The 24,008-nt window shown below is 65.5% G+C and carries 31 protein-coding genes and 1 tRNA gene; 26 read left to right on the top strand and 6 right to left on the bottom strand.

What is annotated here, in order from left to right; translation table 11 throughout:
• The first annotated feature begins 206 nt into the window (after window positions 1–206).
• The 7 genes from GCU42_RS07610 to GCU42_RS07640 all read left to right on the top strand — a co-directional run bounded on the left by GCU42_RS07610 (window position 207) and on the right by GCU42_RS07640 (window position 5,445).
• On the top strand, window positions 207–635 hold the full coding sequence (locus tag GCU42_RS07610) for a MarR family winged helix-turn-helix transcriptional regulator (protein WP_114226962.1): 429 nt from the start codon (window positions 207–209) through the stop codon (window positions 633–635).
• 85 nt (window positions 636–720) lie between these two features.
• Window positions 721–1,992: an SMP-30/gluconolactonase/LRE family protein gene (locus GCU42_RS07615; RefSeq protein WP_152569497.1), complete on the top strand. Its 1,272-nt coding sequence runs from the start codon at window positions 721–723 to the stop codon at window positions 1,990–1,992.
• Window positions 1,993–2,167: 175 nt separating this feature from the next.
• Window positions 2,168–2,563 carry a response regulator gene (locus GCU42_RS07620; RefSeq protein ID WP_114226964.1) on the top strand — a complete coding sequence of 132 codons (396 nt, stop codon included), beginning with the start codon at window positions 2,168–2,170 and terminating at the stop codon, window positions 2,561–2,563.
• Entirely contained in the window at window positions 2,560–2,958 is a 399-nt protein-coding gene (locus GCU42_RS07625; RefSeq protein ID WP_114226965.1) for a DNA-binding transcriptional response regulator, read from the top strand. The genes GCU42_RS07620 and GCU42_RS07625 overlap by 4 nt, the downstream gene beginning before the upstream one ends.
• 245 nt (window positions 2,959–3,203) lie before the next feature.
• The gene (locus GCU42_RS07630; protein WP_114226966.1) at window positions 3,204–3,449 is read left to right on the top strand and encodes a DUF3489 domain-containing protein; all 246 of its coding nucleotides are present in this window, start codon (window positions 3,204–3,206) and stop codon (window positions 3,447–3,449) included.
• The gene (locus tag GCU42_RS07635; RefSeq protein WP_114226967.1) at window positions 3,446–3,880 is read left to right on the top strand and encodes a DUF2924 domain-containing protein; all 435 of its coding nucleotides are present in this window, start codon (window positions 3,446–3,448) and stop codon (window positions 3,878–3,880) included. The genes GCU42_RS07630 and GCU42_RS07635 overlap by 4 nt, the downstream gene beginning before the upstream one ends.
• A complete protein-coding gene (locus tag GCU42_RS07640; protein ID WP_114226968.1) occupies window positions 3,877–5,445 on the top strand; it encodes a recombinase family protein in 1,569 nt (522 codons plus the stop codon). Before GCU42_RS07635 ends, GCU42_RS07640 begins: the two co-directional genes overlap by 4 nt.
• A 214-nt stretch (window positions 5,446–5,659) precedes the next feature.
• Here GCU42_RS07640 and GCU42_RS07645 read toward each other — a convergent pair.
• From GCU42_RS07645 to rpsA, 3 genes are all read right to left on the bottom strand, one after another.
• Window positions 5,660–5,744 (bottom strand) — tRNA-Leu (locus GCU42_RS07645).
• A gap of 47 nt (window positions 5,745–5,791) precedes the next feature.
• The gene (locus GCU42_RS07650; RefSeq protein WP_114226969.1) at window positions 5,792–6,097 is read right to left on the bottom strand and encodes an integration host factor subunit beta; all 306 of its coding nucleotides are present in this window, start codon (window positions 6,095–6,097) and stop codon (window positions 5,792–5,794) included.
• A 150-nt stretch (window positions 6,098–6,247) separates the two neighbouring features.
• Entirely contained in the window at window positions 6,248–7,960 is a 1,713-nt protein-coding gene (rpsA, locus tag GCU42_RS07655) for a 30S ribosomal protein S1 (RefSeq protein ID WP_114226970.1), read from the bottom strand.
• 428 nt (window positions 7,961–8,388) lie between these two features.
• Here rpsA and GCU42_RS07660 point away from each other — a divergent pair, with 428 nt between their 5' ends.
• The 3 genes from GCU42_RS07660 to GCU42_RS07670 are packed head-to-tail and all read left to right on the top strand — an operon-like array spanning window position 8,389 to window position 10,494.
• On the top strand, window positions 8,389–8,643 hold the full coding sequence (locus GCU42_RS07660) for a PilZ domain-containing protein (protein ID WP_114226971.1): 255 nt from the start codon (window positions 8,389–8,391) through the stop codon (window positions 8,641–8,643).
• A 49-nt stretch (window positions 8,644–8,692) separates the two neighbouring features.
• Complete coding sequence (locus tag GCU42_RS07665) at window positions 8,693–10,132, top strand: NAD-dependent succinate-semialdehyde dehydrogenase (RefSeq protein ID WP_114226972.1); 1,440 nt, start codon at window positions 8,693–8,695, stop codon at window positions 10,130–10,132.
• Window positions 10,129–10,494 (top strand): DUF423 domain-containing protein, encoded by a 366-nt coding sequence (locus GCU42_RS07670; RefSeq protein WP_114226973.1) that lies wholly within the window; start codon window positions 10,129–10,131, stop codon window positions 10,492–10,494. Before GCU42_RS07665 ends, GCU42_RS07670 begins: the two co-directional genes overlap by 4 nt.
• A 7-nt stretch (window positions 10,495–10,501) precedes the next feature.
• On the opposite strand, the gene GCU42_RS07675 is transcribed toward GCU42_RS07670, so the two are convergent.
• The gene (locus tag GCU42_RS07675; RefSeq protein WP_114226974.1) at window positions 10,502–11,077 is read right to left on the bottom strand and encodes a hypothetical protein; all 576 of its coding nucleotides are present in this window, start codon (window positions 11,075–11,077) and stop codon (window positions 10,502–10,504) included.
• Between the two features lie 106 nt (window positions 11,078–11,183).
• Between GCU42_RS07675 and GCU42_RS07680 the strand changes: the two genes are divergently transcribed.
• From GCU42_RS07680 to GCU42_RS07755, 16 genes are all read left to right on the top strand, one after another.
• Window positions 11,184–11,483 carry an SCP2 sterol-binding domain-containing protein gene (locus GCU42_RS07680; RefSeq protein WP_114226975.1) on the top strand — a complete coding sequence of 100 codons (300 nt, stop codon included), beginning with the start codon at window positions 11,184–11,186 and terminating at the stop codon, window positions 11,481–11,483.
• A 5-nt stretch (window positions 11,484–11,488) separates the two neighbouring features.
• Window positions 11,489–12,124: a glutathione S-transferase family protein gene (locus GCU42_RS07685; RefSeq protein WP_114226976.1), complete on the top strand. Its 636-nt coding sequence runs from the start codon at window positions 11,489–11,491 to the stop codon at window positions 12,122–12,124.
• 74 nt (window positions 12,125–12,198) lie between these two features.
• Entirely contained in the window at window positions 12,199–12,849 is a 651-nt protein-coding gene (locus GCU42_RS07690) for a CoA transferase subunit A (protein WP_425505011.1), read from the top strand.
• The gene (locus tag GCU42_RS07695; RefSeq protein WP_114226978.1) at window positions 12,849–13,181 is read left to right on the top strand and encodes a DUF5076 domain-containing protein; all 333 of its coding nucleotides are present in this window, start codon (window positions 12,849–12,851) and stop codon (window positions 13,179–13,181) included. Before GCU42_RS07690 ends, GCU42_RS07695 begins: the two co-directional genes overlap by 1 nt.
• Entirely contained in the window at window positions 13,181–13,816 is a 636-nt protein-coding gene (locus GCU42_RS07700; protein WP_114226979.1) for a CoA transferase subunit B, read from the top strand. The genes GCU42_RS07695 and GCU42_RS07700 overlap by 1 nt, the downstream gene beginning before the upstream one ends.
• A 10-nt stretch (window positions 13,817–13,826) precedes the next feature.
• Complete coding sequence (locus GCU42_RS07705; protein ID WP_114226980.1) at window positions 13,827–14,510, top strand: glutathione S-transferase family protein; 684 nt, start codon at window positions 13,827–13,829, stop codon at window positions 14,508–14,510.
• 101 nt (window positions 14,511–14,611) lie between these two features.
• A complete protein-coding gene (locus GCU42_RS07710) occupies window positions 14,612–15,607 on the top strand; it encodes an NADPH:quinone oxidoreductase family protein (protein WP_205214976.1) in 996 nt (331 codons plus the stop codon).
• Window positions 15,608–15,680: 73 nt separating this feature from the next.
• Complete coding sequence (locus tag GCU42_RS07715; RefSeq protein ID WP_114226981.1) at window positions 15,681–16,004, top strand: DUF1476 domain-containing protein; 324 nt, start codon at window positions 15,681–15,683, stop codon at window positions 16,002–16,004.
• A gap of 5 nt (window positions 16,005–16,009) precedes the next feature.
• A complete protein-coding gene (locus GCU42_RS07720) occupies window positions 16,010–16,261 on the top strand; it encodes a BolA family protein (RefSeq protein WP_114226982.1) in 252 nt (83 codons plus the stop codon).
• Entirely contained in the window at window positions 16,254–16,571 is a 318-nt protein-coding gene (gene grxD, locus GCU42_RS07725) for a Grx4 family monothiol glutaredoxin (protein ID WP_114226983.1), read from the top strand. Before GCU42_RS07720 ends, grxD begins: the two co-directional genes overlap by 8 nt.
• Window positions 16,572–16,795: 224 nt before the next feature.
• Entirely contained in the window at window positions 16,796–18,043 is a 1,248-nt protein-coding gene (locus GCU42_RS07730; RefSeq protein WP_114226984.1) for a glycosyltransferase, read from the top strand.
• A 101-nt stretch (window positions 18,044–18,144) separates the two neighbouring features.
• Window positions 18,145–19,065 carry an MBL fold metallo-hydrolase gene (locus tag GCU42_RS07735; RefSeq protein WP_114226985.1) on the top strand — a complete coding sequence of 307 codons (921 nt, stop codon included), beginning with the start codon at window positions 18,145–18,147 and terminating at the stop codon, window positions 19,063–19,065.
• Entirely contained in the window at window positions 19,047–19,757 is a 711-nt protein-coding gene (locus tag GCU42_RS07740; protein WP_152569498.1) for a DUF4230 domain-containing protein, read from the top strand. The genes GCU42_RS07735 and GCU42_RS07740 overlap by 19 nt, the downstream gene beginning before the upstream one ends.
• A gap of 84 nt (window positions 19,758–19,841) precedes the next feature.
• Window positions 19,842–20,585, top strand: coding sequence for a hypothetical protein (locus tag GCU42_RS07745; protein ID WP_114226987.1), 744 nt, complete (start codon window positions 19,842–19,844; stop codon window positions 20,583–20,585).
• A 52-nt stretch (window positions 20,586–20,637) separates the two neighbouring features.
• A complete protein-coding gene (gene nadA / locus GCU42_RS07750) occupies window positions 20,638–21,669 on the top strand; it encodes a quinolinate synthase NadA (RefSeq protein ID WP_114226988.1) in 1,032 nt (343 codons plus the stop codon).
• Window positions 21,670–21,737: 68 nt separating this feature from the next.
• Window positions 21,738–22,037, top strand: a complete 300-nt coding sequence (locus GCU42_RS07755) for a hypothetical protein (protein WP_114226989.1) — start codon at window positions 21,738–21,740, stop codon at window positions 22,035–22,037.
• Here GCU42_RS07755 and GCU42_RS07760 read toward each other — a convergent pair.
• On the bottom strand, window positions 22,034–22,435 hold the full coding sequence (locus GCU42_RS07760) for a DUF4112 domain-containing protein (protein ID WP_114227777.1): 402 nt from the start codon (window positions 22,433–22,435) through the stop codon (window positions 22,034–22,036). The genes GCU42_RS07755 and GCU42_RS07760 overlap by 4 nt on opposite strands.
• Before the next feature lie 26 nt (window positions 22,436–22,461).
• On the bottom strand, window positions 22,462–23,928 hold the full coding sequence (locus GCU42_RS07765) for an ABC transporter substrate-binding protein (protein WP_114226990.1): 1,467 nt from the start codon (window positions 23,926–23,928) through the stop codon (window positions 22,462–22,464).
• Window positions 23,929–24,008 lie beyond the last annotated feature (80 nt).

Consider the following 24,008-nt stretch of genomic DNA (forward strand, 5'->3'; position numbering starts at 1 on the left):
AAGACGACCGTAATGGGCGCTAAGCTGACGCTCGGCCGGGCATGAACGAACGTCCGCCTTCAGCCAATGCTCGCCCGAAAGCAGTCAGTCCGCCTACCACCAGAAGCCACCTAAGCTCGCAAGAGGCGCCACGCCGCCGATGTCCAACTGTGATGCTTCGATAGCTCCCTATTGACATTCAAATGCCTCGATAGCATCCTACACAAATGTCGCACCCCACCCTCGAGCTCAAAAAGGCCTATCTGGCGCTCCGTCGGGCGCTTGACGCTACGGTCGGCTCGTTCGGCCTGACCAGCGCACACTTCGATGTACTTCAGCTTCTACTCCACGAAGACGGTTTGCAGCATCGTGAGTTACAGAGGCGCCTCGCGATCTCCTCTCCCACACTCACCAACATCATCGACGTGCTTGAGCGCGAGGGGCACGTTCAACGACAAGCCGATGCCCATGACGCACGAGTGAAGACGATACATATGACGTCGAAAGCTCGACATCTTTGCAGTTCTAAGAGTTTTTGCGACGCTGGTGAAAAGTTGGTCGAGCAGATGTTCGACGGCTTTAGCGACCAGCAAGCCAGAGAGTTCATGACCTCGCTCAAGAAGATCGAGCTGAATCTTGAGGCGATCACCGCTTAATTCATCAACTTATTAGGTAGCTTCCTACCTATTATCCTGTGTGCGCGTGATGTTACTTTAACCTAGCTTCCTACCGGAGTTCGCTATGATCAGTTTAAGTCTATGCGCGCTGCTTTGCGGCGTGATGGTTTACCTCGCCTTCTCGTCATGGCGCCGGCGGAAACGATCAGGTCGCGAGGGACTGCTTCAAGTGCCCAGCCGAGTGCTCCTGGGTGTCCGTTCAATCATCTTTATGGTCTGCGGCGTCGCATTGCTCGCCGCATGCTTCGTGCCTTTTTTGGTTTTCTTCGCCGCATGCTTGGCGGGCACTGCCGTAGTGGGGCTTTGCTGCGTTCCCGCCATGCGGCACCGACGTAGCACTGATTTCGGAGTGTCCGTCTTGGTTAGCGTCGCCGCATTTGGTGCGGCCATCCTTCAGCCCCTCGGCCTAAAGGTAATGCTGCTGCCGACAGCTGCTAACCTACCCTACCAACCGATCTCCTCGCGGGTTCTGAAGACCTATGACGCAGGTCTTGCTTTCGAAGGCATTGCCGCCGGCTCAGATGGCACGCTCTACCTTACCGGCAACCGCAATTTGAATTTCAACGTCAGCGACTACTACCGCAAAGCAAGCGGCGTCCTGATCGCGCGCGCTCCGAGCGGAAGCGAGCGAGTGCTCTTTCAAACTCCGATCGGCACTACTGCTGGAATGATCGCCGTGGATGCTGACGGAACGATCTTCATGACCAGTCACGGCGAAGTTTCAGGGGTTTGGAAGATCGGCAGGCGAGAAGCGCCAAAGATGATCTCCCGTCTTCCAGGTGGCGCCTGGCCAAACGGTATCGCCTTTGGACCGGACGGCCAGCTCTACTCGGCTGACAGCTCGTTGGCTGCGATCTGGAAGATCGATCCCTCGTCTGGTCACGCTGCTCAAGTGATTGCTGACAAGGCGCTAGCAGCACGGCCCTTCATCGCGCTCGCTCCTGGTGCCAATGGCATCCAATTCAAGGGCCGGCAGATGATCGTCACTGTTTCTGACTCAGCAGAGGCGCTCTCTTACGAACTGAACTCGGCTGGCCATTTCGGTCGGGCGAAGGTCTTGGCGAAGGGTGTCCCGGGCGACGATTTTGCCATCAACTCCGACGGCTCGATCTTTGTCACCACGCACCCGTATGACACGCTCGTTCGTATCGATGAGCGCGGTAAGCGAACTTTGGTCGGCGATAACCGCCAACACATTGTGGGTGCGACAGCTGCGGCATTCGGCCGAGGCACTTTCGACCGGGCAACGCTTTACGTGGTCACCGACGGCGGAGCTTTCACTAAGGGACCTGAAGCAAGGGGTCAGCTCGTCGCGTTGTATCCGCAGGGGCAATGAACCACGACGTGCGTCCGGCGAGCTCTCAAGCCGCCGGGCGCACCCATAAACACGGCTGAGTGGATGTACACAGCGGGCATGAATCTAAGGCCAGCTTTCCTTTGCTTACTCAGTTGCAAACATAAACGGACCCAATGACACGAACGGGCCGTTGGAGCCTTTCTGAGGGGGCAATGTGATAGTTTCTGACGCCAATCGAGAAGCTGTCGGGCTGCCGAAGCGCACTCTCCTCTTAGTTGAGGATGAGATCCTCGTCCGCATTTTCATTGCGGAGATCCTTCGCGATGAAGGCTTTGAAGTGCTTGAGGCAGCAACTTCCGAAGAGGCGCTGCGACAGTTTCGAGCTCACCCTAGGATCAGCCTCGTGGTAAGTGATGTCAAAATGCCCGGTCCGATCGATGGAGTTCAACTCTCGTTCGCGATCAAAGCTTTAGAACCCCACAAACCGCTCATCTTGGTGTCGGCCGATTTCGACCTGGGGACCCCTCACTCGGCAGATGTTTTCCTTCCCAAGCCATTCCAGCCGGCCGAACTCATATTTCTAATCAAACAGGCGATTTCGGCAAAATGATCGAAAGCAGCTCAACGGTCATCTTGGTTGTCGATGGCGACGTGCTCGTACGCCATGGGATTTCCGACTACCTGCGAGATTGCGGTTACAGGGTTGTTGAAGCTAGCAATACGGACGAGGCCAAGGTTGTTCTGGAGGACACCAGCATGCACATAGCTGCGGTGCTCTGCGATGCTGAGGCGCCAGGATCTCTTAGCCCATTCCGCCTGCGATCGTGGGCCACCGAGCGCCGTCACGACGTTCAGATTGCGTTAGCCGGAAACATCGAAGTCGCTGCAAACAAGGCCGCTGAACTCTGCGAGCAAGGTCCACACCTCGCTCGACCGTACGACCCCCAGAGCGTTGTCGACTACATCAAACGCCTGATTAGCGCCGCCGCCCGCGATCGAAGCTAAGCACACTTTTAGTATGCAGAAGGGTAGATGCCGACGTCTTGCGTCGGATGAACGAACGTCGCCAATTACCAAGGAGCAGCCGAAAGCTGCCGTTCCGCTTTCCACCATAAGCGGACTGGACTTCGGTCCTTAGCAGAGCATTGCTGTTGGCGTGCCGAGGGTGAGCGACTCGGCACCGCCGCGCAGCGCCTGGTCGCCGCCGCGGCCTTGGTCAGTGCGGGCATGCCGCCCGCGGAGACTGACCGATGTCCAAGAACAAGAAGAAGCCGAGCAAGTCAGAAAGCTTGCGCAAACTGTTATCTCGCGAGCGCGGCGCCACCGTGCCAGAGCTATGCAAGGCAGCTGCGTGGCAGGAGCATAGCGTCCGGGCATTCCTGTCGGGCGTGCGCAAGACCGTTGAGGTGCTGAAGGAGCAGCGCGGCGACGGCGCGATCAGCTATCGACTGGCACCCGCACCGGAGCCCGCCGCCGTGACGGAACACGCCGCGTGACCCCGGTCGAGCAGAAGATCGCGCAGCTGCCCGGCATGCGCCCGACCGAGCTGCGAGCGTTGTGGCGGGAGATCTGGCGCCAGCCGGCGCCGCACCTCGGGCCCGATCTGCTGCGGCGCGGGATTGCATGGAAGCTGCAGGCGCGCGTCCACGGTGATCTGCCGTCGTCGGTGCGACGCGAGATCGATCGCGTGCTGGCGCGGCTTCGAACTGGCGAAGCACTGGCACCACTCCGCCCCTCACTGCGGCCGGGCACGCGGCTCATCCGGCAGTGGAACGGCGCGTCCTACCAAGTGGTCGTACTCGACAGTGGCTTCGAGCATGCCGGCCAGCGCTATGGCAGCCTGACTGAGATTGCACGGGAGATCACCGGGACGCACCAGTCGGGCCTGCGCTTCTTCGGCATAGCCGCCCGGAAGAGCGCTGCGTGAAGCCGCGCCGCTGCGCCATCTACACGCGCAAGTCGACCGAAGAGGGACTTGAGCAGTCCTTCAACAGCCTCGATGCGCAGCGAGAGGCTTGTGGCGCCTACATTCTCAGCCAGGCGCACGAGGGCTGGCGGGCGGTTAGCGATCACTACGACGATGGCGGCTGGTCCGGTGGCAACATGGAACGCCCTGCCCTCAAGCAGCTGCTGGCGGATGTGCAAGCCGGCAAAGTCGACGTCATTGTCGTCTACAAGGTCGATCGCCTGACCCGCAGCCTCGCCGACTTCGCGCGGATCGTCGACATCCTCGACAAGGCTGGTGCTTCCTTCGTCAGTGTGACCCAGGCCTTCAACACCACCACCAGCATGGGCCGGCTGACGCTCAACGTCCTGCTATCCTTTGCGCAGTTCGAACGCGAGGTCACCAGCGAGCGCATCCGCGACAAGATCGCGGCGTCCAAACGCAAGGGCATGTGGATGGGCGGCCCTGAGCCGCTCGGATACGTCGTGCGCGATCGCAAGCTGGTGATCGAGCCCTTCGAAGCAGAGACGGTCCGCATGCTCTTCCGGCGCTACGCCGAGGGTCGGTCGATCGTCCGGCTGGTCGACGAGCTTGCGCAGGAGGGCGTTACCACCACCCAGCGAACCCAAGGCAGCGGCCGCGTCATCGGCGGCAAAACCATCTACCGTGGTCCACTCGCGAGATTGCTTCAGAACCCTCTCTACATCGGCAAGGTCAAGCATCGCGGTGAACTGTTTGACGGCGAGCATGAGGCGATCATCGAGCCCGCCCTGTGGGAGGAGGTGCAGGCAGTCCTCGAGACCAATCGCAACGCACGTAAAGTCGGAGCGAGCACCCGCTACCCGAGTTTGCTGACCGGCATGCTCACCGATCCGGATGGCCGGCCCATGACCCCGGTGTTCACAAGCCGCGGTGGCAAGCGCCACCACTATTACGTCAGCAGACTGACGCCGGGTGAAGCCCGCAAATCCGCCTGGCGCGTTCCCGCAGCAGAAGTCGATCGGGCGGTGATCAGCCTTGTCCAGAAAGCGATGCTTGAGCAGGCAGCCTCAGTGGGATGCATCTCTTCCCTAGACGACAGCCGTGCATCATCCGAGCGACTGCCCGGCCTGCCGGTGCCTGAGCAGCGCAGGCAGCTGCTGGCTCTGGCGCTGCAGGCAAAGCTCGCCTCCGAGCACATTACGATCGAACTCAAGGACGCTGCGCCGCAGTCGATCGCCATCCGCCTTGCGAGCCGCGGCAACGAACGGCGCGTGATCACCGCCGCTGACCGTATGCATCAGGAGCCCGATCCCGCGCTCGTCAGGATGGTCGCGCTAGCGATGGCGGTGCGCACTTCAGCCCTCACCGGCACCAAGGATTCGCTCGTGGATCACTTCAGTCCGCGCCATCGCGCGCGGATGCTCAAGATCTCGTTCCTGGCGCCCGAAGTCCTGAGCGCCATCATCGAAGGACGGCAGCCCGCCGATTTGACGACCCAGCGCTTCCTGCGCTGCGAAGAAATGCCCCTCGCCTGGGAAGCGCAGCGCCAAGCTCTTCGCCTTTAGCGCCCCCAATCACCATCAAGTGTTGCATCGCATCTCGGCCTCCCGAAATGTACTGTCAGAGAACTCGGCGCGATTCGCGAGAGTACGGCGACAGCAGAGATCGAAGTTAAGCACTAACGAGATGCTTCGGTTGCGCGCAACGTCCTAAGAACACGCACAAACTTAGGCGGGCCACAAACTTGACCCCGCCCCAATTTTACTTAGGTTTTACTATTGGTGCGGGCGGCGGGACTCGAACCCGCACGCCTTGTGGGCAGAAGATTTTAAGTCTCCAGCGTCTACCATTCCGCCACGCCCGCACGAGTTCACGCTCATCGGGAGCGTGGGGGCGGCGGTCAAGCGCTGGTTATTCGGCGGCCTCGGCGGTGACCTCGGTCAAGTTGAGGCGCTCGCGCATTTCCTTGCCGGGCTTGAAGTAGGGCACGCACTTGGCGTCGACATCGACGCTGTCGCCGGTGCGCGGGTTGCGGCCGACGCGGGCATCGCGCTGGCGGGTGGAGAAGGCACCGAAGCCGCGCAATTCGACCCGGCCGCCCTCGGCCAGTTGCTCGGTGATCGAATCGAACAGGGAGGCGACCACCGTCTCGACCTCACGCTGGGTCAGATCGGGGAAGTCCCCACACAGCTTGTTGACCAGTTCCGACCGGATCATGTCGCCGCCTGTCCTCACTTGTTCGGCTGCTAAAAGAAACGCTTACCCCTGCCTCCGCAGGCTGTCAGGATTCGGGTCGCCACGCAACCCACCCTTAGCTGAGGCAAGAAAAAGGGCGCGCCGCAGGTCCTGCGACGCGCCCCTTCCCGCTTACTTCTTGGTCTTGCCCTGGGCTTCCTTGAGCGCCTGGCCAAGGATGTCGCCGAGGCTCGCGCCGCTGTCGCTCGAGCCGTACTGGGCTACCGCCTGCTTCTCTTCGGCGATCTGCAGCGCCTTGATCGAGAAGGTCGGCTTCTTCGACCGGTCGAAGCCGGTGACCTGAGCGTCGAACTTCTGGCCGACCTGGAAGCGCTCCGGACGCTGCTCGTCGCGGTCGCGGCCGAGGTCGGTGCGCTTGATGAAGCCGGTCGCGCCATCGTCGCCGATCTGCACTTCGAGCCCGCCGTCGCGAACCTCGAGCACGGTCACGGTGACTGTCTCGCCCTTGTTGGCGCCGGTGCCGGTGCCGCCCGCCGCGACACCGCCGCGCTCGAGCTGCTTCATGCCGAGGCTGATGCGCTCCTTCTCGACGTCGACGTCGAGGACGACGGCCTGCACCTGCTCACCCTTGTGGTGGAGCTGCAGCGCTTCCTCGCCCGACACGCCCCAGGCGATGTCCGACATATGGACCATGCCGTCGACGTCGCCGTCGAGGCCGATGAACAGGCCGAACTCGGTCGCGTTCTTGACTTCGCCCTCGACGGTCGAGCCGACCGGGTGCTTGTCGGCGAAGTCGTGCCACGGGTTCGACTGGGCCTGCTTGAGGCCGAGCGAGATGCGACGCTTCTCTTCGTCGACCTCAAGGACCTTGACGTCGACTTCCTGCGAAGTGCTGACGATCTTGCCCGGGTGGACGTTCTTCTTGGTCCAGCTCATCTCCGAGACGTGGACGAGGCCCTCGATGCCCGGCTCGAGCTCGACGAAGGCGCCATATTCGGTGATGTTGGTGACGCGCCCACGGAAGGTACCGTCGATCGGATATTTGGCCGAAGCGCCCTCCCACGGATCGCTCTCGAGCTGCTTCATGCCGAGGCTGATGCGCTGGGTCTCACGGTTGATGCGGATGATCTGCACCTTCACCGTGTCACCGATGTTGAGCACTTCCGACGGGTGGTTGACGCGCTTGTAGCTGATGTCGGTGACGTGAAGCAGGCCGTCGATGCCGCCGAGGTCGACGAACGCGCCGTAGTCGGTGATGTTCTTGACCACGCCCTCGATGATCTGGCCCTCGGCCAGGCTCTGGATGAGGCCCGAACGCTGCTCGGCGCGAGTTTCCTCGAGGATGGCGCGGCGCGACACGACAATGTTGCCGCGGCGACGGTCCATCTTGAGGACCTGGAACGGCTGCGGCAGGTCCATCAGCGGCTGCACGTCGCGGACCGGGCGGATGTCGACCTGGCTGCCGGGCAGGAACGCCACGGCGCCGCCGAGGTCGACGGTGAAGCCGCCCTTGACCCGGCCGAAGATCACGCCGTCGACGCGGTTGCCGGCTTCGAATTCCTTCTCGAGCTTGTCCCAGGCGGCTTCGCGGCGGGCGCGGTCGCGGCTGAGCATCGCTTCGCCATTGGCGTTCTCGACGCGGTCGACGAACACCTCGACCTCGTCACCCACCTTGAGCTCGGCCTTCTGACCCGGCGCGGCGAATTCGCGCAGGGGCACGCGGCCCTCACTCTTCAGGCCGACGTCGATGACGGCGAGGTCATTCTCGATCCCGGTGACGGTGCCCTTGACGACGCGGCCCTCGAAGGCCTCGTTCTCGCCGCCGAGCGATTCATTGAGCATGGCCGCGAAATCGTCGCGGGTCGGAAAAGCCGTAGTGGCCATCGATATTCTTTCGTTCGTGCTCGGTCGGTATGCCGCCAGCCGGGCCAAGATTGGCACGGCTTTCCATCTGGCGGACCTGGCAAGCGTTGCTGACAAAGTTCCACCGGCACCACGCCGACGAAACACCCGCACGGACGATGCATGCGAACAGCCCGGGACCGAGGTGCCGCATGGCCAGAGCCGAGCGGCCGGCATACTCGAACGGCGGCACTGCGGCCTGGCGAGCATGACGAGGATACGGGCTGCCCGCGGATCGCACCGTCCGTCAGGCCCGGCGCCCTTAGCGCAGCACTCGTGCAGAGACAAGCCGAGGCGCTGGCCGGTGCAAACAGAAAACCGCAAGCTACCACGATTGAGGCTTTCAATTTTGCATTAACTGTAATTAAACATCGGTCCGAATCTGCAACCGAGTTCGTTAGCGTGGAGAGATGATGGCTCGTGGACCGCGTGTTGGCGTCGAATATGCGGCGGTTCTTGTCTCCGCCGACGGCCATCAATCAAAGGTCACCGTCAAGGACGTCTCGGCGCGCGGGTTCCGGCTCGAGCACTTTGACGATCTCCGCGAAGGCGACGAGATCGAGCTTCGGCTCGACAAGGGCGAAACGCTGCGCGGGCGCCTGCAATGGACGCTCGGCAACGAAGCGGGCGGGCTGTTCCTCGATCCGCCCCCAACGGTCGACTGAGGCGACACGCGGGCTTGGCTCCGCCCCGGCGGAGGCCTAGATCGGCGCGATGACCGATACCGCGACCTACGATACCGACCTCAAACTGTTCATCGACGGGAGCTGGCGTGCCGGCGAAGGCGGCGATTGCGCCCCCGTGATCAACCCGGCGACCGGCGACGCGATCGCCCAAGTGCCGCTCGCCTCGACCGGCGATCTCGAGGAAGCGCTCGCCGCCGCCGAGCGGGCGTGGCCGGCGTGGCGCGCGACCGACGTCGAGGCACGCGGGGCGATCCTCCACCAGGCGGCGGCGCTGCTGCGCGAGCGGGGCCCGGCGATCGGCGCGTTGCTGACGCAGGAGCAGGGCAAGCCGCTGCCCGAGGCGATCGGCGAGGTCTACGGCGCCGCGCAACTGTTCGATTATTACGCCGAGGAGGCCAAGCGCTCCTACGGCCGGGTGCTGGTGCGCCCCGCAGGACAGCGCTCGATCGTCATCCCGCAGCCGGTCGGGCCAACCGCGACCTTCACGCCGTGGAATTTCCCGATCTACCTGCTCGCAAAGAAGGTCGCCGCGGCGCTGGCGGCGGGCTGCACCGTCATCTCCAAGCCGCCCGAGGAGACCCCGGGCTGCACCGGGGCGATGGCGCGGGCGCTCGCTGATGCCGGGATCCCCAAGGGCGTGTTCCAGCTGGTCCACGGCGTGCCCGACACGGTCAGCCGCCAGCTGATCGGCAGCAAGGTCATCCGCAAGATCAGCTTCACCGGGTCGATCCCGGTCGGCAAGCATCTGATGACACTCGCCGCCGACGGCATGAAGCGGATCACCATGGAGCTGGGCGGGCACGCCCCGGTGCTGGTGTTCGACGATTGCGACCTCGACAAGACGCTCGACGCGGTGGTGCCGCAGAAATTCCGCAATGCCGGGCAGGTCTGCGTGTCCCCCACCCGCTTCTACGTTCAGGAAGGCATCTACGACGCTTTCAAGCGCGGCTTCGCCGAGCGGACGGCCAAGGTGAAGATGGGCAACGGCATGGCGGAGGGCACTGCGATGGGCCCGCTCGCCAATCAGCGCCGCCTTCCCGCGATCCAGCAGCTTGTCGAAGACGCCAAGGCCAAAGGCGCTGCGGTGCTGGCCGGGGGCGAGCCGGGCGACGGGGGCTATTTCTTCCAGCCGACCGTGCTCGCCGATGTGCCGCTCGAGGCCGACGTGATGAACCATGAGCCGTTCGGCCCCGTCGCGCTGATGCGCAGCTTCGTTCATGACGACGAGGCGCTCGAACAGGCCAACCGCCTGCCCTACGGCCTTGCCGCCTTCGTCTTCACCGAGAACGGCCGCCGCGCCAATCTGATGGGCGACGCGATCGAGAGCGGGATGGTCGGCATCAACACCTTCGCCATCTCGGTTGCCGACGCACCGTTCGGAGGGATCAAGAATTCGGGCACCGGATCCGAAGGCGGCCCCGAAGGGCTGGCGAGCTATCAGGTGACCAAGGCGATCCACCAGGCGTGAAGGGCGAGCGGACCGCCGCGGCGGGCGCGCTGCTCGCCGCCATCGCGGTCGCGCTGGGGGCGTTCGGCGCGCATGCGCTGAAGAGTCGGCTGGCACCCGAGCAGCTCGGCTGGTGGCAGACCGCCGGGCAATATCTGCTGCCCCATGCCGTCGCGGTGGTCGCGCTGGGGCTGGCCGGACAGCCCAAACTGCGGTTGCCCGCGATGCTGCTCAGCGGCGGCGCGGTCGTGTTCGCGGCGACGCTCTACGCGATGGCGCTCGGCGGGCCGCGCTGGCTTGGCGCGGTGACCCCGCTTGGCGGACTGTCGATGATCGGTGGCTGGGGAGTGCTTGCCTGGCGCTTGCTCAGGCGAGGCGACTGAGCCCGGCTCAGGCGGCGCCGTCGCGCTCGCAATTGGCGACCTCGAGCAGCATCGTGCCGGTGGCGAGGAAGCTCAACGCCAGGATCCACGAGAAGCTGGCGACCAATTGCTCGGTCGGGCCGAACAGATTGTAGACGAGGCTGGCGATCGACACGCCGACGAACAGCAGCACGGCGAGCAGGAAGTCGGTCGCAGCAGCGATTGCGGTCCATTTACGGATCGACGAGGTGCCCGCGCGCAAGGTCGCCACCAGCAGCACCACACTGCGCAGCGCCAGCCAGATGGCGATGATGTTCACCGCCGGGACCAGCCCGCGCCATTCCCCGGTGAGGAAGAGGCCGCCGGCCCCGATCGTCAGCGCCCCGGCCGCGACTGAGGGCAGCAATGCCGCTTCGCGCTGGCTGCCGGCCGCAATCTCGATCGCGCCGGCGGCGAGCAGCAGCAGCCCGATCATCGTCCCGGCATGGCGCGGATCGCCGAGCGGGAGCGCGAAGGTGACCGCGGCGACCGCGATCACCAGCCAGCCGCTGATCAGCGTCAGCACCCCGCGCCGCCGATCGTCGCTCTGCTCGCCCTCGCTCATCGCCATGCCACCCCTTACCGCACGTTGCGGCGCGCTGCACCCCTTGCCGGTCTTTGGCCGCCAAGCTACCGCCGGGACCATTCGACCATCCGGAGGAGTGCGCGAAATGACCAAGCAGGAACTGGTGCAGAAGATGCAGGAGTCGAACGCGTATCTTCCCGGCAAGACGGTCAAGCTCGACTTCGGCGACGAGGGCACGATCATGCTCGACGGCACCTCGAACACGGTTAGCGAAGACAACGGCAACGCAGACACCACCATCAAGGTCAGCTGGGCCGACTGGCAGGCGATGGCCGCCGGCCAGCTCGACGGAATGACCGCCTTCATGACCGGCAAATTGAAGGTCGAGGGCGACATGTCGAACGCGATGCAGCTGCAGGGCGTGGTCTCCAAGCTGCGCGGGTAAGCGCGATGCTCACCCTCTTCTATTCGCCCGGCGCCTGCTCGCTCGTGAGCCACATCGCGCTTGAGGAGGCCGGTGCCGACTATGAGGCGCGGCGGCTTGACCTCTCCGAGGGCGAGCAGCACCGCGACGACTATCTCAAGGTCAATCCGCACGGACGGGTTCCGGCGCTGGTCGCCGACGCCGGCACGATCACCGAGAATGTCGCCATCCTGAACTGGGTCGGCGACACCTATCGGGCCGAAGGATCGGTGCCGGTGAGCGATGCCTTTGCCCGCGCGCACACCAACCAGCTGCTCGGCTGGTTCGGAAGCACCGTTCACCCGGCCTTTGCCCAGCTCTTCCGGCCCGGCCGCTTCTCGCCCGACGATGCGATCCACGCGGGCATTCAGGAAGGCGGCCGCGCCGCGCTGACCAGCCATTTCAACGAGCTCGACGACCTGTGCGGCGCGGGCTGGCTGGCGGGCGACGGATTCACCGCCGCCGACAGCTATGCAGCGGTGTTCTACCGCTGGGCGAGGCGGGCCAAGTTCGACATGAGCGTCTATCCGCGCTGGTCTGCGCTGGTCGGCCGGGTGGTCGAGCGGGCCGCGGTCGGGCGCGCATTGCAACAGGAAGGGCTGACGCCCGCCGAATTCGAGTAAGGAGCGGCTGACCCTTGGCCCAGAAGATATTTTCCGACGCCACCGCCGCGCTCGACGGGCTGTTGCGCGACGGCATGACCATCGCCGCCGGCGGGTTCGGCCTGTGCGGCATTCCCGAGCGGCTGATCGACGCGATCCAGGCGAGCGGGGTCAAGGAGCTGACCATCGCGTCGAACAACGCGGGGATCGACAACGAAGGGCTCGGCAAGCTGCTGCGCACGCGGCAGGTGAAGAAGATGATCTCGTCCTATGTCGGCGAGAATAAGGAGTTCGAGCGGCAGTATCTGGCCGGCGAACTCGAGGTCGAATTCTGCCCGCAGGGGACGCTGGCCGAGCGGATGCGCGCCGGCGGCGCGGGCATTCCGGGCTTCTACACCAAGACCGGCGTCGGCACCCAGGTCGCCGAGGGCAAGGAAGTGAAGAGCTTCGACGGCGAGGACTATATCCTCGAGCGCGGCATTCGCGCCGACCTCGCCATCATCAAGGGCTGGAAGGCCGACGAGAGCGGCAACCTCATCTTCCGCAAGACCGCGCGCAACTTCAACGCGCCCGCCGCCACCTGCGGCAAGGTCTGCGTCGCCGAAGTCGAGGAGATCGTGCCGGTCGGCAGCCTCGACCCCGACGCGATCCATTTGCCGAGCATCTACGTCAACCGCCTGATCCTCGGCGCGCCGTACGACAAGAAGATCGAGTTCCGCACCGTGCGGGAAAGAGCGGCGGCGTGATGTTTGGGAAGACCAAGCCCAGCATTGCCGGTCAACTCGACATCTCCGATTGCGGTCCACTCTTACGAGATGCCGAGGAGTTTCTTCGTATGTGGAGAAGCAAGGAAGACGCGGTCATCTGTCTGATCGACCCGCCGAAGCTCGGTGCCGATCCGTTTCTGCTCGGAATTGCCCTTGCCGACTGCGTTCGCCACGGCGCGAAGGCTTATGCTGCCTGCGTGAACGTTTCAGAGCAGGAAGCTGAACGTCGAATTTGGTCCGGATTGGACGCTGAACGCGAGTCCCCGACGGACGCACCCGTCGACCTTTCCCATCCAAGGAACACAAACTGATGCCCTGGACCCGCGACGAAATGGCGGCGCGCGCCGCCAAGGAGCTCGAGGACGGCTTCTACGTCAACCTCGGCATCGGGATTCCGACGCTGGTCGCCAACCACGTCCCCGCGGGCATGGAAGTGACGCTGCAGTCGGAGAACGGGATGCTCGGCATCGGGCCGTTTCCGTTCGATGACGAGGTCGATCCCGACCTCATCAATGCCGGCAAGCAGACCGTCAGCCAGCTCGACAAGACGAGCTATTTCTCCAGCGCCGACAGCTTCGCGATGATTCGCGGCGGGCATATCGATCTCGCCGTGCTCGGCGGGATGGAGGTCAGCCAGGCGGGCGATCTCGCCAACTGGATGGTGCCGGGCAAGATGATCAAGGGCATGGGCGGGGCGATGGACCTCGTCGCTGGGGTCAAGAAGATCATCGTGGTGATGGAGCATGTTTCCAAGGACGGCAGCCCGAAGTTCATCCCCGACTGCACCTTGCCGCTGACCGGCAAGAATGTCGTCGACATGATCATCACCGATCTGGCGGTGTTCGCGCGGCCCAACCATCACAGCCCGTTCCGGCTGCTCGAGACCGCGCCGGACGTGAGCGCGGACGAGGTCAAGGCCAAGACGACGGCTCACTTCGAGGATTGAAGGACGCGCGATGAAGCTGATCGTCGCCAACAAGAATTATTCGAGCTGGTCGCTGCGCCCGTGGGTGCTGATGACCACGCTCGGCATTCCGTTCGAAGAGGAGCTGGTCCAGTTCGCCGGGCTCGACAACCGGGCGGCGTTCCGGGCGTTCAGCCCAGGCGGGACGGTGCCGTGCCTGATCGACGGCGCGCACACCGTGTGGGGCAGTCTGGCGATTGTGCTTCATCTCGCCGACCGGCACGAGGCGGTGTGGCCGCGCGAAATGGCGGCGCGGGTGTGGGCGCAGAGCGTCACCTGCGAGATGCACAGCGGGTTTGCGGCGCTGCGGAACGACTGCACGATGAACGTCGGGGTGCGGGTCAAGCCGCGGCCCGCGAGCGCGGCGCTGGCGCGCGACGTCGAGCGGATCGCCGAGATCTTCGAGGATGGGCTGGCGCGGTTTGGCGGGCCCTATCTGGCTGGCGGGCATTTTACCGCCGCCGATGCCTTCTTCGCCCCGGTCGTGTTCCGCATCCGCACCTACGGGCTCGAGATGGGGCCGCTCGGAAGCGCGTGGGTCGAGCAGATGCTGGCGGAGCCGGCGATGCGCGCGTGGGAGGAAGCGGCACTGGCCGAGCCCTATCGCGAGGCCGGGCACGAGGCGGAGCTGGCCGAAGCCGGGGTGGTGACCGCGGATTACCGAGCCGGGGCTTAGTTCGTCATTGCGAGGAGCGCAGCGACGCGGCAATCCACTCTTTCTTCTCCGGGCTCAAGTGAACTGGATTGCTTCGCTTCGCTCGCAATGACGAGGTGATGATGCGCGCACTGCTGAGCACGGCCCCGGGCGGCCCCGACACCCTTCGGGTCACCGACCTCCCTTCACCCACACCGGGCAAGGGCGAACTGCTGGTGCGGGTGCGCGCGGCGGCGATCAACTACCCCGACGTGCTGATCATCGAGGACAAATATCAGTTGAAGCCGCCGCGGCCGTTCGCGCCCGGCGGCGAGATCGCGGGCGAGGTGATTGGCGTCGGCGAGCAAGTCGACGACTGGCAGGTTGGCGACCGGCTGATTGCGGTGCCGGGCTATGGCGGGTTGGCCGAAGAGATCGTGATTTCGTCCCGCAGCGCCTTCCGCCTGCCGGAGGGGCGCAGCTTTACCGACGGCGCGGCGCTGCTGCTGACCTATGCGACCAGCATCCACGCGCTGTGGGACCGCGGCCGGCTCGAGGCGGGACAGACTCTGCTGGTGCTCGGCGCCGCGGGCGGGGTCGGGCTGGCGGCCGTCGAACTCGGCAAGGCGCGGGGCGCGCGCGTGATCGCCGCCGTGTCGAGCGAGGAGAAAGCGCAGGCGGCGCGCGAGGCCGGCGCGGACGAGGCAATCGTCTATCCGCGCGGACCGTTCGATCGCGACGGGCAAAAAGCGCTCGCCGAGCAGTTCAAGGCGGCGGTCGGTCCGGCCGGCGCCGACGTCATCTACGATCCCGTCGGCGGCGACTATGCCGAGCCCGCGCTGCGCAGCATCGCCTGGCAAGGCCGCTATCTGGTGGTGGGCTTCCCCGCCGGCATCCCCAAATTGCCGCTGAACCTTACCCTGCTGAAAAGCTGCGATGTCTGCGGCGTCTTCTGGGGCGCGTTCGCGATGCGCGATCCCGAAGCCAACGCCGCGCATGTCGCCGAGCTGTTTGAGTTGTGGGATGCGGGCAAGATCGCTCCCAGGGTCAGCGGCACCTTTTCGCTCGATCGCGCGGGTGAGGCGATCGCCGCGATGGCCGCGCGTCAGGTGATCGGCAAGCTGGTGGTTGAGCTCTAGCCCGCTTGAGTTGAGTTGGGGGGCCTCCGCCCCTATCTGCGACCCGATCAACCTTCACGGGGAATGCCCTTCCATGACCACCTTCGACGACCGCGAGCGCGCCTTCGAGGCCAAGTTCGCGCATGACGAGGAAATGAAGTTTCGCCTCGTCGCGCGGCGCAACCGCCTGCTCGGGCAGTGGGCGGCGGGGCTGATGGGCCTGTCCGAGGTCGAGGCCGACGCCTATGCCAAGGACGTGGTCCGTGCCGAATTCGAGGAAGCGGGCGACGAGGACGTCATCCGCAAGGTGCTCGGCGATCTCACCAGCGCCGGGGTCGAGAGCGACGAAGCGACTATCCGCGAGCAGCTCGGCCACAAGGCCGACGAAGCCCGCCGCCAGCTGATGGCGGGGAACTAGCCGCCGTGCCGATGGCGGCCGACGACATCGCCGGACTGATCCGCGCCGCGCTACCGGACGCCGAGGTGACAATCCGCGACCTCGCCGGCGACGGCGATCATTATGCGGCGCGGGTGGTCAGCGCCGCCTTCGCCGGAATGCCGCGCGTCCGCCAGCACCAGCTGGTCTATCGCGCGCTCGGGGGGCGAATGGGGGAAGAGCTTCACGCATTGCAGCTCGAAACCGCAGTGCCTTCGACGGAGAACATCAATGACTGACGCGTCCACCAAGATCGACGAACTGGTGAAGGCCAGCCCGGTCGTCCTGTTCATGAAGGGCACTCAATTCTTCCCGCAATGCGGCTTTTCGAGCCGGGCGGTGGCGATTCTCGACCGGCTCGGTGCCGATTATCAGACCGTCGACGTCCTCCAGGATCCCGAGGTCCGCCAGGGCATCAAGGCCTATTCCGATTGGCCGACCATCCCCCAGCTCTACGTCAACGGCGAGTTCGTCGGCGGGTCCGACATCATGATGGAAATGTACGAGAGCGGCGAGCTGAAGCAGCTGCTCGGCACCCCGGCGGCCTAGCTGCGTTAGGGCGTAGCGTTCCGCAAAACGAAGAAGGGACGGCGACCCGGGACCAGAGAACCGGAGTGCCGTCCCTTCCGATTGGCGTGGAACCAATGTGGACAGCTACCTAGTAGCAGGCTGCGTGCCAAACTCGTGAGAGTGGCGAAAAACAGGGGATTATTCATGCGGCTGTCGCCAGCACGCTCGACCGATTGTCAGAATTTCCGACAGGTTTGGGAGCGATGAGCCCAGCCGCGGCCGCTCCCCCGCGCCTGCTGTGCGACCTGACCCAGAGTTGGTCGGCGGTCGGCGGCGGTGTCGGCACCTATCTTCGCGCCAAGCGCGCCCATATCCTCGCCGAAACACCGCACCGGCATTTGATGATCCTGCCGGGCGACCATGACGGGATTGAGGAGAACGACGGCGGCCGCGCGATCACCGTGTGGATCAAGTCCCCGCACGTGCCGTTCAGCCCCAATTATCGGCTGCTGCTGCGCAATGGCGCGGTTCGCGCGGCGCTCGAGCGGTTTCAACCGGACGTGATCGAATGCCAGGACGCCTATAACCTGCCGTGGGTCGCGCTGGGCCATCGTCGCCGTTTCCCCGACACCGCCGTTGTCGCCGGCTACATGACCGATTTTCCGACCGTCTATGCCGAGCGACCGCTGTCCAAGGTGTTCGGCCAACGGGTCGGCCGGGCGGCTGGCTCGCTCTGCTACAGCTATTGCGGCAAGCTCTATCGCCAGTTCGACGCGGTCTATGCGCTGTCCGACGCGGGCGGTGGCACCCGCTTGCGCGCGCTCGGGGTCGACCCGGTGCACATCCTGCCACTCGGGGTCGCGCTTGACGATTTCGGGCCCGACCGCCGCGATCCGGCGCTGCGCGCAGAATTTGGGTTAAGGAACGACCAGCCGCTGCTAATCTACGTTGGCAGGATGGACGTCGAGAAACGCCCCGACGTGGTGGTCGAGGCGTTCCGCCAGCTAGCGCGGGAGCTCGACGCGCGACTGGTGCTGCTCGGCCAGGGTCCGATGCTCGAGCAGATCGCCAAGCACGACGACCCGCGCATCATCATGCCGGGGTTCGTCACCGACCGGACCGCGCTCGCCCGCTGGCTGGCATCAAGCGACATTTACGTGTCGGCGATGGCCAACGAGACCTTCGGTGTTTCGGTGATTGAGGCCCAGGCGTCGGGTCTGCCGGTAGTCGGCGTCAACGGCGGCGCGATGCCCGAGCGGGTGCGACCGGGGATGGGGCTATTGGGGCCGGTCGGCGATGCCGGGGCGATGGCGGCCAACATCGTCGAGGTGTGGCAGTCGGACCGAATCCAAATGGGGCGGATGGCGCGGGACTATGTCGCCGGCGAGTTCACCTGGCGGCACAGCATGGACGTCTTGTTCGGAGAGGTTATTCCCGCGGCGCAGAATCGGCGTCGGCTGGCAGGGCGCGAAACCGTGCCGCAACTCGGTGCATCGGCGGTGCGCATCTGATCTGCTCAGCGGCGGTATTGCTGAAGTAAGGATTGCCGTTCGTCGGCCCACATCGGGAGTTCGACCATAATCCTACTGATTGCCGCCGCTGCTGCCCAGGCATGGACGCCGCCGGCGCCGCACTGAGCGCCACCCTTCCGCCGACGCGCCAAGCTGCTAAGCCCGCCGGCGTGGACGCGCCCTATGGACAGCTGATCGAGGTCGAGCCGGGCGTGGCGCGGGTGCTCGCGCCCAACCCTTCCCCATACACCTTCACCGGGACGCAAGTGCATCTAGTCGGTCGCAGCGAATTGGCGGTGATCGACCCCGGCCCGGCCGACCCCGCGCATCTCGACGCGCTGGTGGCGGCGATCGGCGGACGTCCGGTCGCGGCAATCCTCGTCACTCACACCCACAAGGACCATTCGCCTGGTGCCGGGCCGCTTGCGGAGTTGACGGGCGCGCCGGTGATCGGCTGTGCGCCACTGGTGGTCGATGGCGAGCAGGAAGCCGGTTTCGACCGGGACTATGCGCCCGACCGAGTGCCCGCCGACGGCGAGAGCGTGATGGTCGACCGGCGTACACTGACTGCCATCCACACCCCCGGGCACACCAGCAATCACCTCTGCTTCGCCGACGAGGCCGCGGGCATCTTGTTCAGTGGCGACCATGTGATGGGCTGGTCGACCAGCGTCGTCATTCCGCCCGACGGCGACATGGCGGCCTATGTCGCCAGCCTGATCCGCTTGCGCGAACGGCCGCACGACCGCGTCTATTATCCGGCCCACGGCGAGCCGGTCGCCGATCCGCAGCGGCTGGTGCGCGGGATGATCAACCACCGGCTCCAGCGCGAGCGGCAATTGCTGCGATTGCTCGGCGAGGATGGGGCGACGTCGCTCCCGGCGCTAACCGCCCGCGCCTACCCCGGCCTCGACCCGCGGCTGATCCCGGCGGCCGAAGCGACCGCGCTCGCCCACCTCATCGCGCTGGAACAACAAGGCAAGGTCGTCCGCTCAGGAAACCGATGGCAGACGAACGCGTGAACGAGGCTGGACAGCTGCGGTCGCCCCTCGGGCTGCTGCTGGCGGTGATCGTCATCGTCGCGCTGGTGCTGACCTATCGCGCCGGACACGACAAAGCGGTCGACGAAGGCGCCAACGTCAAGCTCGAGCGGATCGCGGTGGCGCTGCGCGAGCCGCGCAATGCGCTCCAGGTCTATCGACTGAGCGGCGACGTGCGCACCACGAGCAACGTCAAGGGCGGGCCGTTCGAGCTGCTCGAAGGGCGGATGACGGTCACCCAGCCGTGGAGCGTGGCCTATTTCGTCGACATGCGTCAGCTCGGGCTCGACGATTACATCTGGGATCCGGCCAGCCGGACCCTGCGTGTGCGGGTGCCCGAGGTGACGCCCGATGCGCCCAACGTCGACGCCAGCCGCCGCAAGACCGACCTTGGCGGGCTGGTCATCACCCGCACCATGCAGGAGCAGATGAGCCAGGGTGTCGCGGTCGGCGCGCGGCGCCAGGCGCAGGCCGAGGCGCTCAAGCCCGAGAATCTCGCCGCGGCGCGCGAACAGGCGCGCAAGGCGGTGGCGGCCAATCTGCGCGGCCCGCTCGAGGTCGCAACGGGCGAACCCGTGAACGTGGAAGTGATCTTCCCCGCTGACGGCCGGCCCGCCGAACGGTGGGACGTCAGCCGCTCGATCGAAGAAGTGCTCGGCCTCCAAAAACGCTGACAATCAGCGGAAAAAGGTGGTAAACGAGCCCGGCGCGCCGGGTTGGGGACTAGGCCTTGTGCGCTTGCAAGGGGACTTCTCATCATGGCAACGCATGCCGCAAACGCCGCACCCGCCTCGCGTGGGCGCGGCTACATGGCCGACCAGCGCTTCTTCACGCGCTTCGCCATCTTCCTCGCCGTCTTCATCCTGTTCGGCTTCATCCAGTTCGAGCTGCGCGGCTTCGTCGACGTCCGCACCGTGCCCGCCTTTCTCCATTTGCACGGCGGCTTGATGGTCAGCTGGCTGGGAATGTTCGTTCTTCAGAGCGTGCTCATCAGCCGGATGCAGGTGCAGTTGCACCGGACGCTGGGCTGGGTGACCGTCGCGCTCGCCGCCGGGATCGTGGTGGTCGGCAGTTACACCGGAATCCACGCGATCGCACTGGGCATTGCGCCGCCCTTCTTCACTCCGGCCTTCTTCCTCGCCCTGAACCAGATCGACATCGCCGCCTTCGCGCTGATGGTCGTACTGGGAATAGCCTATCGCAAGCAGGTGCAGTGGCATCGCCGGCTGATGATCGGCACGGGCTTCGTCATCGCCGAACCGGCGCTCGGCCGACTGCTGCCGATGCCGCTGCTCGGCCAGACCTGGGGCGAAATGCTCGCGCTGGCGGTGCAATTGGCGATGCTGGCGGTGATCGCCCGCCACGACCGCCGGCAGCTAGGCCAGGTGCACCCGGCGACGCTGGTGGTTGCCGGGATGCTGGTCGGCGCGCACCTGCTGATCGAAATCGCCTCGCGGCTGCCGGTGACCGCACAACTCGCCGCCAGCATTGCGATGCGCTGACGCCGCGACTACCTCGCTCGGGCGGGCATGGCGTCCGCCCGGGAGAGCCCAAGTGACCGCATCGACCACCAGCTTGAAGGGCGTTGACCTGCTGGGCGAGATCGAGCGCCTCAAGACCGAGCGAAATGCCGTCATCCTCGCGCATTACTATCAGAAGCCCGAGATTCAGGACCTTGCGGACTTCGTCGGCGACAGCCTCGACCTCAGCCGCAAGGCGGCGGCGACCGACGCCGACGTGATCGCCTTTTGCGGCGTCCGCTTCATGGCCGAGACGGCGAAGATCCTGAGCCCCGACAAGACGGTCATCCTGCCCGACATGGATGCCGGCTGCAGCCTCGAGGACAGCTGCCCGCCCGACCAGTTCGCCGCTTTCCGGGCAGCGCACCCGGACCATATCGCGCTGACCTACATCAATTGCTCGGCGGCGGTGAAAGCCTTGAGCGACATCATCGTCACCTCGTCGAGCGCCGACGTCATCCTCAGCCAAATCCCCAAGGAGCAGAAGATCATCTTTGGCCCCGACCGGCACCTCGGCGGCTATCTGGCACGCAAGACCGGGCGCGAAATGCTCTTGTGGCCGGGCATCTGCATCGTCCACCAGGCTTTTTCCGAGACCGAATTGCTCAAGCTGAAGGCGCAATATCCCGGCGCGCCGGTGGCGGCGCATCCCGAATGCCCGCCGCACATCGTCGACCATGCCGACCACGTCGGCTCGACCCGCGCGATCCTCGACTTCGCGGTCAATTCACCGAGCGACGTGATCCTGGTCGCGACCGAGCCGCACATCATCCACCAGATGGAGAAGGCGGCGCCGGGCAAGACGTTCATCGGGGTCCCCGGCGGCGACGGCAACTGCAACTGCAACATGTGCCCCTACATGGCGCTGAATACGCTCGAGAAATTGTACGTCGCGCTGCGCGATCTCGAGCCGCGGGTCGAACTTTCGCCCGAGCTGATGGACAAGGCGCGGGTACCGCTCGAGCGGATGCTCGAGATGGCGGGGCGCACCGTCGGCCAGGGTGACGTCGGCCGCCCGATACTCAGCAGCGACCAAGGCGAGGCGGTCGTTCCGGTACGCGATTAAGCGAGCGGGAACGCTTCGCGCTTCCGTGGCGTTAGTTTCGGGAGTCATATAAACCGAAAGGAACGTCCATGTCCCGCATTCTGCTCAGCGCCTCCGCCCTCGCGGTCGTCGTCACCGCCTTCAGCGCCGCCCCGGCGGACGCGCGCCGGCACCACTATCGCCATTCGACCTATTACGGTCAGAAGGTCTGCCGCCGCTCGAAGGGCAGTGCGGGCCTGATTGCCGGCGGTGTCGGCGGCGCGTTGGTCGGCCGCAGCATCCTTGGTCACGGCCTTCTCGGCACTGCCGGCGGTGCCGTTGGTGGTGCGCTCGCCGGCCGGGCGATTGACCGGTCGCTGACCGCCAACCGCCGTTGCTACTACCGCTAGAGCCGTTCGGCTCGACCCTCGATCGTCGCCGTCTCCGGATGGTGGCGGTCGAGGTGCCGACGGATCATCCGCAGGTTGCGGGTGTTCGAGCGGAAGAAGAAGTCGGGCACCGCCCCGACGAACGGGATCATGCCGAGCAGCCAGTCGATGCCGATGTTGCCACCCATCCGCGCCATCTGCCACTTCGACATGCCAAGGTTGCGCGCCTCCCAAGCGAGATAGGCGCCGAGCCCGGCGGCGACCGTCGGCCCGACTACCGGCACGAAATCGAGCACCACGTCGAGACCGACCGGGCGATTGATACCCGGGATCACCACCAGCCGCTCGAGCAGATGCTCCAACCCGTCGATGCGGTCGCGGACGGCCTGCGGCTCGTTCGACACTTTGAAGCGGTTCATGCCGCTACCCTTCGTTTCCGACGCCATCATCGCTGACCGCTCCCATATCTAAGATCAGTCAATGAATGGCGAGCGAAACGGTTCTCGTTAAATCCGGGCAGGTCGCGGACGAGCGACCAGCGGACCGGTGCGGCCAGCGGGATGAACAGCACCGAATTGCGCATCAGCCGCTCGGCGTCGCCAAGGAACCGGTTACGATCGTTGACGCTGAGCGTCGCGCGCGCCGCTTCGAGCGGGGCTTCAGCCTGCGGCTCACAGATCGGCACCGCGCCACAGCGGAACGAGCGCAGATACCACGCGGGCGAGATCGACGGCGCGACCCAGTCGACCAGCTTGAGGTCGGCCTCGTCGGGGTCGTCGGCCCAGGCCACCATCAGCCCGAGCCGGCGCCAGTCGGTCCGCAGCCGCTGAAGCAGCGCTGCGCCGCCCGGAGATTGCGGCACCGCCACTCGGATTATTGGCGGTGGGTCCCCGGCCTTGCGAGGTAACAGCCGCCGGGCCTCGGCGAGGAGGCCGGGGAGCCGGTCGGCGAGCGACTGGCCCGCCCACGCCGGGGTGGCGGGCGCGATGTTGCCGTCCAGTCCGCCTTCGAGGATCGAGGCGCGCGGCTGGAGATCGGGGACGCCCAAGGCGGCGACCAGCGCTGTCCGGTCGATCGCCCTGTCGAGCAGGTCGCGCACCGCGCGGTCCGCGAGCAGGCCGTCGCCCCGCGCCGGCATTAACCCGAACAGCCCCGCCGCCGGATCGAAGCGCAGCGTGCCGCGCGGCAGCTTCACCGCACCAGTCTGCGGGAGATCGGCAAACGTCCCGCCAAGCACCAGGTCGAGCTTGCGGTCGGCGAACGCCCGCACCCCGGCCGAAGTGGTGCCGGCGGTCAGCATCACCCGCTCGACCTGCGGCTCCTCATCCTCCCCCGTTGGCAGCGTTCGGCTGAGCTGGAGCCAATTGCCCTGCCGCGACAGCGCGAACGGCCCGCTTCCCCCGCCCTCGCGGACAAGCGCGAATTCGGGCTGGGCGAGCAACTGGAGCAGATGCGGGCGCGGAGCGAACAGCTGGATCGCCAGCACCCGGTCGGTCATTGCCACCACTTGGGTGACCGCGCCGACGGTGTCCTTGAGGCTGTTGCGGCTGCCCTTGGCGATTTCCCGCCGAATCAGTCGCGCGACGTCCTGCGCGGTGATCTTCTTGCCGCCAGGCCAAGCCCCGCTCTGTAGCCGGAAGATGTAGAGCAAGCCGTCGTCCGACACGTTCCAGCGTTCTGCCAGCCCGCCGACGATGTTGCCGTCGCCGTCGAACCGCACCAGTCCCTGCGCGACATTGCCGAGCAGCACCGCCTGCGGCGCATCGACCGGTCCGGCCGCCGGATCGACCAGCGTCGGTGTTGCGCCGACGACCAGCGCCCGGACCGCTCCGGTCTCCTTCCTGTGGCAGCCGCCGAGCAGCGCCAGCGCTGCGGCCAGCGCCACGGGCAGCAGAAGACGGCTTCGGTTCATCTGCGATGTCCTAGCGGCTGCCGCGCGTCGGCCCAAGCCTTCACAAGCCCGCCGAACTGTATTAGTCGCCTAGGTCAGTA

This window comes from Sphingomonas ginsengisoli An et al. 2013 (assembly GCF_009363895.1).
Lineage (GTDB): Bacteria > Pseudomonadota > Alphaproteobacteria > Sphingomonadales > Sphingomonadaceae > Sphingomicrobium > Sphingomicrobium ginsengisoli.